The organism is Massilia sp. SYSU DXS3249 (genome assembly GCF_053668055.1).
The window spans coordinates 181,131-192,783 of record NZ_JBSIPX010000005.1; the positions used below are offsets into that span (position 1 = coordinate 181,131).

At 65.5% G+C, this 11,653-nt stretch carries 10 protein-coding genes; 6 read left to right on the top strand and 4 right to left on the bottom strand.

Going from position 1 to position 11,653, the window contains the following annotated elements:
- Positions 1–154: 154 nt before the first annotated feature.
- The 5 genes from ACWCIA_RS08490 to ACWCIA_RS08510 all read left to right on the top strand — a co-directional run bounded on the left by ACWCIA_RS08490 (position 155) and on the right by ACWCIA_RS08510 (position 6,119).
- Positions 155–1,024, top strand: a complete 870-nt coding sequence (locus ACWCIA_RS08490; protein WP_454162327.1) for an alpha/beta hydrolase — start codon at positions 155–157, stop codon at positions 1,022–1,024.
- Positions 1,025–1,444: 420 nt separating this feature from the next.
- Positions 1,445–2,440 carry a BMP family lipoprotein gene (locus ACWCIA_RS08495; protein WP_454162329.1) on the top strand — a complete coding sequence of 332 codons (996 nt, stop codon included), beginning with the start codon at positions 1,445–1,447 and terminating at the stop codon, positions 2,438–2,440.
- Positions 2,441–2,532: 92 nt separating this feature from the next.
- Positions 2,533–4,062: an ABC transporter ATP-binding protein gene (locus tag ACWCIA_RS08500; protein WP_454162330.1), complete on the top strand. Its 1,530-nt coding sequence runs from the start codon at positions 2,533–2,535 to the stop codon at positions 4,060–4,062.
- 5 nt (positions 4,063–4,067) lie between these two features.
- Positions 4,068–5,153 carry an ABC transporter permease gene (locus ACWCIA_RS08505; protein ID WP_454162476.1) on the top strand — a complete coding sequence of 362 codons (1,086 nt, stop codon included), beginning with the start codon at positions 4,068–4,070 and terminating at the stop codon, positions 5,151–5,153.
- Between the two features lie 3 nt (positions 5,154–5,156).
- Positions 5,157–6,119 carry an ABC transporter permease gene (locus ACWCIA_RS08510; RefSeq protein WP_454162332.1) on the top strand — a complete coding sequence of 321 codons (963 nt, stop codon included), beginning with the start codon at positions 5,157–5,159 and terminating at the stop codon, positions 6,117–6,119.
- 88 nt (positions 6,120–6,207) lie between these two features.
- Here the strand turns inward: ACWCIA_RS08510 and ACWCIA_RS08515 are convergent, their stop codons facing one another.
- Positions 6,208–7,563 (bottom strand): hypothetical protein, encoded by a 1,356-nt coding sequence (locus tag ACWCIA_RS08515; RefSeq protein ID WP_454162333.1) that lies wholly within the window; start codon positions 7,561–7,563, stop codon positions 6,208–6,210.
- Positions 7,564–7,685: 122 nt separating this feature from the next.
- Positions 7,686–8,564 (bottom strand): MipA/OmpV family protein, encoded by an 879-nt coding sequence (locus tag ACWCIA_RS08520; RefSeq protein ID WP_454162335.1) that lies wholly within the window; start codon positions 8,562–8,564, stop codon positions 7,686–7,688.
- Positions 8,565–8,677: 113 nt separating this feature from the next.
- On the opposite strand from ACWCIA_RS08520, the gene ACWCIA_RS08525 reads away from it, so the two are divergent.
- On the top strand, positions 8,678–8,824 hold the full coding sequence (locus ACWCIA_RS08525; protein WP_454162337.1) for a hypothetical protein: 147 nt from the start codon (positions 8,678–8,680) through the stop codon (positions 8,822–8,824).
- On the opposite strand, the gene ACWCIA_RS08530 is transcribed toward ACWCIA_RS08525, so the two are convergent.
- Both ACWCIA_RS08530 and ACWCIA_RS08535 read right to left on the bottom strand, forming a co-directional pair.
- On the bottom strand, positions 8,815–9,867 hold the full coding sequence (locus tag ACWCIA_RS08530) for a S1/P1 nuclease (RefSeq protein ID WP_454162339.1): 1,053 nt from the start codon (positions 9,865–9,867) through the stop codon (positions 8,815–8,817). The two genes, ACWCIA_RS08525 and ACWCIA_RS08530, sit on opposite strands and share 10 nt — an antisense overlap.
- A 35-nt stretch (positions 9,868–9,902) precedes the next feature.
- On the bottom strand, positions 9,903–11,600 hold the full coding sequence (locus ACWCIA_RS08535; RefSeq protein ID WP_454162341.1) for a bifunctional metallophosphatase/5'-nucleotidase: 1,698 nt from the start codon (positions 11,598–11,600) through the stop codon (positions 9,903–9,905).
- Positions 11,601–11,653 lie beyond the last annotated feature (53 nt).

Sequence of the window (11,653 nt, forward strand, 5' to 3'; positions counted from 1 at the left end):
AGGATGGGAAGCCGGAATGTGCGCGAATCGGCATAGAAGGCAAACCGGTGCCTCTGTAGCAAAAAGCATACTGTCTCGCCAACCAACACTCATGCTGCAATGCATGGCGATGTGGCGCACAGAACAATTCCTACCGCCGCGCTAGACTGCTTCCATGAACACTTCCAAAAAAATGGCGGCAGGGATGGCGGGATTTGCCAGCGTGTTGTGGCTGGGCCTGACGGCTGCGGTTGCCGCCAACCAGCGCCGGCTGGTGTTCAACCCGACCATCGTCCCCGAAGTGGCCAGTCCGCGCAGCGCCGGCCACCGTACCCGCCCGATCGTCTTGCGCGCCAAGGACGGCACCCGCCTCTGCGGCTGGCTGATGACGCCGCGTACGCCCGGCCCCCGTCCCGCGGTGCTGTACTTCGGCGGCCGCTCGGAAGAAGTTTCCTGGGTCGTGCGCGATGCCGGCAACCTGTTCCCGAACATGACCGTGCTGGCGATGAACTACCGCGGTTACGGCAACTCGCACGGCATCCCCGACGAAACCCTGATGATCGACGACGGCTGCACCCTCTTCGACTGGCTCGCCAGCCTCGGCCAGGTCGACGCGCGCCGCATCGCCATCGTCGGCCGCAGCCTCGGTTCAGGCGTCGCGGTGCAGGTCGCCAAGGAACGCGCGGCGCACTCGGTGGTGCTGGTCACGCCCTACGATTCGATCCTGGCGATCGCCAAGCGCAAGTTCCGCGCGATGCCGATCGAATACATGCTGCGCCACCGCTTCGAGTCGATCAAGCATGCACCTTCGCTGACCGTGCCGACCTGCGTGCTGCGCGCCGAGAGCGACGACATCGTGCCGCACTCGCATACCGACCAGCTGTGCCAGAAGCTGGCCAACCTGATCCTCGACGAGGTCGTGCCCGGCTCCGACCACCTGACCATCCCCTACCTCGAAGCGACCCAGCGCCGCATCGCGGGCTTTCTCACCGAGCGCTTCAGCGCGCCCCTGCCGCCGCCCCAGCTGATCCAAACTGTGGCTTGATGGAAAAAAATGCCGAAAGTTGTCGGCATTTATATTTCCACCGAATAAATTGCCAAGTAAAATCGTATTTGCCTTGCGTTGGCGGACTGATGCATATTTGGCAGCGAGAACCGCCCTGACACCGTAGGCCCATGGCCGGCCTGGTTTTTGGTCGCATTCTGGAGGCTTGCTGTTGCGATGACGCGACATCCACGTGCGCATCGGCGCCCGGAAACGTCCTAGAAACAAATCGTAACCGCATGAAATGTCCGGGACTGACACAATCCGCACGGCATCGAACAGACGCAGGTGTGACGCAAGCGGAGCCGCTTGCGCAATCCGCGAGGACGGAAGCCCTGCGTGTCGAGCCTTGCCTCTAGGCCGCCCCTCCCAACGCAACCGTTGCGCCGGGTACAATATCGAAATTCCAGGAGCTAATTCATGAAATTCAAGCAACTCAGCATGACCATTGCGGCGCTGTGCGTCGCCGGCGGCGCAGTCGCGGCGAATCCGAAACTGGCCATCGTCTATGACGCCGGCGGCAAGTTCGACAAATCGTTCAACCAGTCCGCTTTCGAAGGCGCTGAGCGCTTCAAGAAAGAAACCAGGATCCCGTACATTGAAGTCCAGGCCAACAGCGACACGCAAGCCGAGCAGGTGATGCGCGGCCTGGCGCGCAAGAAGGTCGACATGATCGCCGCGATCGGTTTCTCGCAGACCCAGGCCGTGGCCAAGGTCGCCAAGGAATTCCCGAACGTGAAATTCGTCCTGATCGACTCGATCGCGCCGGGCGCGAACGTGAACTCGATCATGTTCAAGGAAGAGGAAGGCTCCTACCTGGTCGGCGTCGCCGCCGCGATGGCGTCGAAGTCGAAGAAGATCGGTTTCGTCGGCGGCATGGACATCCCGCTGATCCGCGCGTTTGCTTGCGGCTACGGCCAGGGCGCCAAGGCGCAGCAGCCGAAGATCGACATCATGCAGAACATGGTCGGCACCACCAGCGCGGCCTGGAACGACCCGGCCAAGGGCGGCGAGCTGGCACGCCAGCAATTCGACCGCGGCGCCGACGTCGTGTTCGCGGTGGCCGGCGGTTCAGGCATGGGCGCCCTGCAGATGGCCAAGGAAAAAGGCAAGCTGGCGATCGGCGTCGATTCGAACCAGAACTACCTGCACCCGGGCTCGATGCTGACCTCGATGGTCAAGCGCGTCGACGTCGCCGTCTACGACTCGTTCATGCAGGTCAAGAACGGCAGCTGGAAGGCCGGCGTCACCCACAAGGGCCTGAAGGAAGGCGGCGTGGACTGGGTGCTGGACAAGGACAACCGCAAGGTCGTCACCCCGGAAATCGAAAAGCGCGTCAATGGCGTGAAGGCCGACATCATCAACGGCAAGATCAAGGTCATCGACTACCGCGCTGCAAGCCGCTGCCCGGTTTAATTCAAGTTAGTCCCCAAGAGGCGCGCCGCACCGGGTTTCCGGTCCGGCGCGCTTTTTAAGTAAATACATTCTTCTTTTCACTACTGATCGCTATGCAGCCAGCCGTAGAATTTCGCAACATAAGCAAGGCCTTCGGGCCGGTGCAAGCGAACGCTGACGTCAGCTTCTCGATCGCCAAGGGCTCGATCCACGGCGTCATCGGGGAGAACGGCGCCGGCAAATCCACCTTGATGAGCATCCTGTACGGCTATTACAACGCCGACAGCGGCCAGCTCCTGATCGACGGCCAGGAGCGCACCATCCGCACCAGCCACGAAGCCATCGATCTGGGCATCGGCATGGTGCACCAGCACTTCATGCTGGTCGAAAACATGACCGTGCTCGACAACGTGATGCTGGGCGCCGAAGGCGGCTTCCAGCTGGCTGCAAAGCGTAAGGAAGTCGAAAACAAGCTGCGCGAGATCTGCACGGGCTACCGCCTCGACGTCGATCCGCTGGCCACCATCCACGACCTCTCGGTCGGTGCCCAGCAGCGCGTCGAGATCCTCAAGCAAATCTACCGCAGCGCCAACATCCTGATCCTGGACGAGCCCACCGCCGTCCTGACCTCCCAGGAAACCGCTTCCCTGTTCGAGATCCTGCGCCTGTTCAAGGACCAGGGCAAGACCATCATCCTGATCACCCACAAGCTGCAGGAGATCATGGACATCACCGACCAGGTGACGGTGCTGCGCGCCGGCCGCGTGTCGGGCGCCGTGACGACCAGCGACACCTCGAAAGAGCAGCTGGCCAACATGATGGTCGGCCGCCCGATCGAGGGCAACCTGCCGCGCAAGCCCTTCCAGCCGGGCGCGCCGGTGCTGAACGTGAAGAACCTGCAGCTCAAGGACGCCAACGGCGTCCAGCTGCTGGCCGACATCGACCTGAACGTGCGTGCCGGCGAGATCGTCGCCATCGCCGGCGTCTCGGGCAACGGCCAGAGCGAGCTGATGGAAATCCTGGCGGGCATGCGCCTGCCGACCTCCGGCCAGGTCGAACTCGAAGGCAAGGCCCTGCCTTTTGCGCGCCGCGCGAATGCCGACGGCCTGCCCGCCACCTTCCGCGAACTCGGCATCGGCCACGTGCCGGAAGACCGCCTGCGCGACGGCGTGATCAAGGATTTCTCGGTCATGCAGAACACCGTGTTCGGCTATGAAGAGCGCGTGAAGAACCGCTGGGGCCTGTTCGACTTCGACGCCATCGCCAGGCGCTGCGCCCACCTGCTCCAAAGCTTCGACGTGCGCCCGAATAATCCCGATCTGCGCATCGGCCTGCTCTCGGGCGGCAACCAGCAGAAGGTCGTGATCGCGCGCGAAGTCTCGGCCCAGCCGAAACTGATGCTGGTCGGCCAGCCGACCCGCGGGGTCGACATCGGCACCATCGAATCGATCCACACCCAGCTGCTGCGCCTGCGCGACGAGGGCGTGGCGATCCTGCTGGTGTCGGTCGAACTGGAAGAAGTGCGCGCCCTGGCCGACCGCATCGTGGTCATGTCGGGCGGCCGCATCACGGGCGAACTGAACATCGACGAATTCGATACTACCCGCATCGGCCTCCTGATGGGCGGCATGCACAAGTCATGACACAGATGAAAACCACCGAACTCCCACGCTGGGCGACGGGCATCGCCCTGCCGCTCCTGAACCTGCTGTCGGCGCTGCTGGTCGCCGCGCTGGTGATCCACCTGCTCGGCGAAAGCCCGGTCGAATCGATGCGCATCCTGATCGATTCCGCCATCGTCAATCCGGAAGGCCTGGCCTACACGCTGTTCTACGCCAGCACCTTCATCTTCACGGGTCTCGCCGTGTCGATCGCGATGAAGGCCGGCCTGTTCAACATCGGCGCCGAAGGCCAGATGTACCTCGGCGGCCTGGGCCTGACGCTGGCGGTCCTCGCCTTCGACGCGACGCTGTCGCCCTGGCTCATGATCCCGCTGGCCATGCTGGGCAGCGCCCTGTTCGGCGCCCTCTGGGCCTTCCTGCCGGGCTACCTGCAGGCCAAGCGCGGCAGCCACGTGGTGGTCACGACCATCATGTTCAACTTCATCGCCGCCAGCCTGATGAACTTCATCATCGTGAAGTACCTCATCCCCGAGGGCGAGCAGAACCCGGCCAGCCGCGTGTTCGCCGAATCGGCCGCGCTGCCGACCCTGAACACCTGGTTCCCCTTCTTCGGCGACACCCCGCTGAACATCGGCTTCCCGATCGCGATCGTGGCGCTGGTCATCTATGGCGTCGTGGTGTCGCGCTCGACCTGGGGCTACCAGCTGCGCGCCACCGGCCTGAACCAGCACGCGGCCCACTACGCCGGCGTGCGCATCAGCCGCATGATCATCGTCGCGATGCTGATTTCGGGCGCGCTGGCAGGTCTTGCCGCCGTCAATTCGATCATGGGTTCGACCCACTACCTGAGCCTGAACTTCCCGGCCGGCGCCGGTTTCGTCGGCATCGCGATCGCGCTGATGGGCCGCCAGCACCCGGTCGGCATCTTCCTGTCCTCGGTGCTGTTCGGCGCGCTGATCCAGGGCGGTTTCGACCTCTCGCTGGAAAAACCGAACATTCCGGTCGAGACCTTCGTCTTCATCCAGGGATTGATCATCCTGTTCTGCGGCGCGATGGAAAACTTCTACGCGCCGGCACTCCTGAAACTGATCAACGCAACACGCAAGGGCTAAGCCATGGACTTTGATATCGCCAATATCGTCGTCTCGACGATCCGCAACGCACCGGTGCTGATGTTCGCGGCGCTGGCCGGCCTGTTCGCCGAACGCAGCGGCGTGGTCGACCTCGGCCTGGAAGGCAAGATCCTCGCTTCCGCCTTCGTCTCGGCCGCCGTCGGCTACACCACCCAGAACCCGTGGCTCGGCATCGCCGCCGGCATCGCCGTCTCGGTGGCGCTGGCCATGGTGCAGGCCTTCGTGTCGATCACGCAGAAGGGCAACCAGCTCGTCGCCGGCATCGCCATCAACATCGCCATGAGCGGCCTGACCTTCGTCGTCGCCCAGTACATCTTCCAGCAGGGCGGCCGCACGCCGGACCTGGGCGCGGCGCGCCTGACCAGCGTCGTGCTGCCAGGAACGGAAGCGCTTGCTGACGTTCCTGTCATTGGTTGGTTATGGGGCAGCGTGCTGGGCGGCCACTCGCCGCTGGTCTACCTCGCCTTTGCGCTGCTGCCGGTCGTGCACTGGGTGGTCTACCACAGCCGCTTCGGCCTGCGCCTGCGCGCCTGCGGCGAAAACCCGCACGCGGCCGACGCCGCCGGCGTCTCGGTCGAGAAGACCCGCTATATGGCCATGCTGGTTGCCGGCGTGCTGTGCTCGTTCTCGGGCGCCTACCTGTCCATCGTCCAGAGCGGCTTCTTCCTGCGCGACATGTCGGCCGGCGCCGGCTACCTCGCCCTGACCGCCCTCGTCTTCGGCAACTGGCGCCCGGTGCACACCGTGCTCGGCTGCCTGATGTTCGGCTTCTTCGCCGCCGTCCAGATCCAGCTCGAAGGCGTCGATTTACCGGTCGTGGGCCGCATCCCGGGCTCGCTGATCCAGATGATCCCGTACGTCGTGACCGTGATCGTGCTGGCCGGCCTGATGGCCAAGTCGGTGGCGCCGAAGGCGATCGGCAAACCGTTCGTCAAGTCGCGCTGATCCGGGCGTGAACCGATTCAAGGGCGGCCTCCGGGCCGCCCTTTTTCATTTGCGCCTGGGTTATCGAGACGCGTGCAGGACGTTCCGGTCACTCGCGCTGCAGCGTGCTCCCTCCCGCATCCATCTTCTGCAGCGTGTGCGCCTTCCCCGTCGTCGCCGCATGCCAGGCCGGCAGCACGCGGAAGGTCAGCGCCAGGTCGTAGTCGCCGGCGATGCTGCCGGGGTCCATCGGCACGTTGCCGGCCCGGTTCTGGAACCAGCGCAGCCAGTCGCTTGACCCCGGCCGGGGCGAGTTCAGGTAGGGTGCGCCGGCGTTCGGCGCGGCGCCCGGCGCAGGGGGCGCGAGCGGCATCATGAACGAGGCCATGCCCTTCCCCGGATTGGCCGGGTTCCATTGCGAGGTTCCGTGGCAGCTCAGGCAGGAAGAATTGCGCGCGTTGCGGGTGAGGATGCGGCCGCCGTCGCCGGCCACCGAGATGTCGTTGACGCCGTGGTCGTTCGGGCCGGACAGGCGGCCGCCCCACCCCAGCGTCTCGAGCGCGTACAGCGGCGCCTTCGGGTTGATCCAGGTCTCGCGCAAGGGGGCGCCGGGATCGAGCGCGCTGTCCACGCCGGGATCGTTGCCCCACTGCGCGCCCAGCGGCACCATGCGGTCCCAGACGCCGCCGCGCGCATCCTTGTCGTACACGAAGGTGGTGAACACCCAGCCCGTCTGCGGGCTCGATTGCGTGTCCTTGACGGCGATGTCGACCTGCATCAGGTAGCCCGGGGCGACGGTGGGCCGGTCGAAGTGGCCGGTGGTGGCATTGACTGTCATCGCGATCGGCCAGGCCAGCGCGCCGCGCATGGCGGGCCACTCCTCGGGGCCGGCCGTGGTGAAGGCAAGCTTGACCGTCACCGAACCTTCGGCGTACTGGGTCGCGCCCCCGGTCAGTGTTGGCATGCGCGGGTTGCCGGCCCAGATGCGGCCGATGGTCTGCGCGCCGGTCCGGTCGTAATAGGTGATGACGTAGGTGGTAAAAGGCTTGCGCAGGCCGCTCTTCGGGAACAAGGCGTTGTCAACCCGTTCGATCCCGACCAGCATGCCGTGGAGGGCTTCGCGCTGCGGCCCCAGCCAGGGATCGTTGTACCAGCCGCGCGCGGCCGCATCCCAGCTCCCCTCGCCCGTCAGCAGCGCGGCCATGTCCTGCGCCACGCTCGCCTTCAGCGCGGCGGCATAGGCGGCGGCATTGCCGGTCGTGAGCGGGAGCTTGCCAATGGCGCCGCGCCAGGGCATGTGCGGCGCCGGCAGTCCGGCCGGATAGTCATGGCTGAGCTTGAACAGCGGCCCGCTGTACCCGGCCGGTATCCGGCCATTGTGGTCGCGGTAGGGATTGGGTGGCGCGGCGGCCGCGGACAGCAGGCACAGGGCGGCCAGGCAGAGGCAGGCTTTGCGGATGAGCATTTTCGTTTCCTCCGATGGAAAGCAAACTGCCCATTCTTTCGCGCCGCTAAGGTCCTCTTTTTGTTCACGAACAATGAATTAGGATTAGGAAACAATTCCTAATCCTGCGTTCAGCCGTCTTCCTAGTCGCTCGCCAGCGCGGCCGAGCGCTTCCAGGTCCAGCTCAGGCCAAGTCCCGCCGACAGCCCGTTGTCGCGCCGGTGCAGCGGACTGTCGTCGTTCTTGCCGACGCCATAGTTCTCGGCGCGGAGGAAGCCGTACACGCGCAGGTCGCGGTTGACGGTACGGGCGGCGAACACGCCGACCCGCGCCAGGATCAGGCCGGAATCGGCCGAGTAGGCCGGGCGGGTGGCAGTCGCGTATTCGGGCCGCACCTCATAGAAGTAGCGGTTGATCTTGCCGTCGCCTACTACCGCGGCGATATGGCCCTCGAAGCGCCACTTGCCATCAAGACTGCGGCGGTCGTACGCCAGGCGCGGCTCGAAGGTATAGCCCTGGTGGCGCACGCCGCTGCGCACTTCCATGACGGCGCGCAGCGGAAACTCGGCGCGCACGGCGCTGCGCTCGTCGGGCCGGGCCAGCAGCAGTTTCAGGCGCGGGCCGAATTCGGCCAGGCCGCCCAGGTCGGGCATGCCGGCCCGGGCCGCCACGTCGTCCGAACGGGCGGGCAATGAGGCGGCCAGCCCGATGTCGAGCTCGGCCACATCGCTGCGGAACAGGCGCGCGCCGATGCCGCCCTGGTCGGCACGCAGGATCTTGCCGCGGTAGATGATGACCGGCAGTGCCAGGCCGCGCGTCTCGCGGTCCTCGGCGCCGGGGTAGGACGGCGTGCTGACGACGCCGCCGGCCAGGCCGATCTCCCACAGCGGCTGGCCCGGCGGGGCGGCGGGCTCGACCGAGGACTCGACCGAGGGCTCGACAGCGGGCACAGCGTACGCAACAGCGGCCGGAGCCGCCATCAGGCAGGCAAGCGCGGCACAGGAAATCAGGTGGTGGTTCATGCAGTGACCGGGATGGGGGCGCGGCGCGCCGGAACCGCCATTCTAGCCGCCGCACGGCCAGCCCAGCCGCACATCATGGAGGAATATGCTCGATCCAGATCCGCAGGTGCGACATGATGGTGTCGATCATGATGCTCTTCCCGCCCCGCCGGCGCCGGCAGCGGCCTCGTTCGGACGGCAAGGCAAAAGAAAAGGCGCCGCAGCGAGCCGCTGCGGCGCCATTCTCGATCAGCAGCGCTATTCGCCCGGATCAGCCGTAAATTGCTTTCAGAATCTCGGCCAGCTTGTAGCCGCCCTTGATCAGCTGTTCCTTGGCGATCTGCGAGCTCGGCACAGGGTAGTTGGCCGGCACCTCGAGCGTGAAGGTGTAATAGGTCTCGCCCTTCTTGCTCGTCTGCGGCACCAACTTGCCTGGCACCACGTCCTGGTAGGCCAGCTTCGACACGACCAGCGCGTCGTCGGCCCACTGGTAAGGCCAGGTGGCCAGGTCGCCGCTGTTGGCCTTGATGACAGGCTTGCTGTCGATCGCGGCTTGCGCGAACTGCTCCGGCGTCTTGGTGCGGATGCGGCGGAAGGCGTAGTCGACGGTGGTGCTGTCCCAGTACGAGTGGAAAGGCTTGGTCAGCGCCTGCGGCACGCCTTCGCGCACCGGCTTCGGCTCGCCCGGCGGAATCAGCTTGGCGCTCAGTTCGCTCAGCTTCTGGTCGTCGAGCAGCAGGTTGTTGCCGCCGCGCGAATCGAAGATCGCGGCCTCGTCGACTTCCGCATGGGTCTTCGGCACGACGAACTTGCCGTCCTTGCTGACGAACGCGGCGCCCACGTGCAGCGGCTGGTGGATGTCGCCGGTCATGTGCACCAGCAGCAGCAGGGCCTGGCGCTTGGTGAACTTGTGCGGGTTCAGGGCCGGGTCGGTCTTGCCCTGCAACACGGCAATCGCCTGCTTCAGCGTCTGCACGATGTCTTCGTCGAAGGTGCCGACGCCGTGGTCATGGTAACGCTCGAGCTGGAACGGCACGTCCGTGTAGTGGTAGGTGCTGTGCTTCGGATTGGCGTTGACGTACTCGACCATCTCCGGCTTTTGCGGGCCGCAATACGTGCCCTTCACGCAATCGGCCCAGTTGGCGATCGATTCGAGCGATTCGCCGGGCAGCAGCAGCGCGGCGAGTTGCTTCTCGGCGTTGGTGCCCTTGAGCAGTTTATCGGCGATGGCGCCGACGGCGCGGTGGCCGTCATTGCCCCACGCGAGCGCGTCCATCGAGACGAAGGCGCTCGTCAGCGCCAGGACACAAGCCAGTTTCTTCATGGGTTCTCCAGTGTTTGGATAGTACTGCGGTGTAATTACTGGCGCACCTTGTCGATGCGCACCGATGGGGCCAGGCCGGCATTAACGCCGCCCGCACCCGGATTCTTGGCGATGAATGCGCTCAGCGCGTCGAGGTCGACGATCTGGGTATCCACGCGGTTCGTGCCCTTGGCAAATTCCGGGAAGTTGTCGCCGCCTTCGGCCAGGAAGTTGTTTGCCACCACACGGTAGGTTTTAGCGTCCTCGACCGGCGCGCCATTGAACTTCAGGCTGCCCGGCACGATGCGGTTGCCGACCGGGCGCTTCTCGTCCCAGGTGTAAGCCAGGCCCTGCGACACCTGCAGGATGGTCGAGCTGGATGCACCCGGGCGCTGCCACTGCTGCTCGAGCAGGCGCTTGAGCTGGGCGCCGGTGAGGTCCATCACGACCATCCAGTTCCCGAAAGGCAGCACTGCCTGGGCATGGCCGAAGTTGGTCGTCAGGGCCGCATCCGACGTTTCCAGGTCCTTGCGGATGCCGCCATTGTTCATGAAGCCGATCTGGGCGCCGTGGGTGCGGGTCGCTTCCAGCACGGCGTCGGCGATCAGGTTGCCGAGCGGCGATTCGCCCGCCTCGTTCGCCTTGCGCGCGACCATGGGCGCGCCCAGCTTGCCGATCGGACGGGCCAGCAGCGCGCGGCTCTTCTCCTTCACGCCGGCCAGGAAAGCGCTCACTTTCGGATCGGCCGGGAACAGTTCCGGATTCATCACCACGTTGCGCACCTGGATGTCGGAGACGGCGCCGCTGTCCGCGTCCACCGTCACGGCAATACGCGACAGCAGGTGACCGGCGGCATCGGCCTGGGTGACCACGCGGCCGTCCACCTTGCACAGGTAACCCTGGTGCGAATGGCCGGTGATGACCAGGCGGATCGCCGGGTCGAGTTTTTTCACGATGTCGACGATCCCGCCCTTCAAATTGCTGCAGGCCGGCTGGTCGGGCGCCTCGTCGGTCTTGCCGCCTTCGTGGATCAGGGCCACGAAGACCTTGGCACCCTCGGCGCGCATGCGCGGCAGCTCGCGGTTGATGGCTTCTGCCTCGTCGATGAAGGAAAGCCCGCTGATGGCCGAGGCCACCGCGACCGAGGCCGTGCCTTCCAGCACCGCGCCGACCACGCCGACCTTCACGCCTTTTACGTCCTCGATGCGGTAGGCCGGCATGAAGGGCTTGCCGGTCGCCTTGTCGAGCACGTTCGCGGCGAGATAGGTGAAGCGCGCGCCGCCGTAGCCCGGCATCAGCTTGCAGGCTTTCGCCGGACGCGGCGAATCGCAGCCGCCGCCCTGCTGGCGCAGCAGTTCCTTGCTGCCCGCGTCGAATTCGTGGTTGCCGACCGAGGACAGGCGCAGGCCGATCAGGTTCATCGCCTCGATGCTCGGCTCGTCCGCCCACATCGAGGACAGCGCCGGGCTGGCGCCGATCAGGTCGCCCGCGCCGATGAACAGCAGGTCCTTGTCTTCCTTGCGCCACTGCGCCAGCGCGCCGCTGATGGCTTCGATGCCGCCCGCGCGCAGGGTTTCGGTCTTGCCGGCGGCGCTGGTCCAGGTGTACTTGCTCGGCTCGAGGTTGCCGTGGAAGTCGTTGATCGCGACCAGGTTCAGCGTCACCGGTCCGCGCGGCGCGGTGGCGCAGCCGGCAGTTGCCAGGGCCAGCGCCAGGATGGACAAACGGGCGCACGCGCGCGGGAAAACGGTCATGACTTACCTTTTTTTGGAGAATGGGAACGCACCCGCATGGGCAAACAGAATTA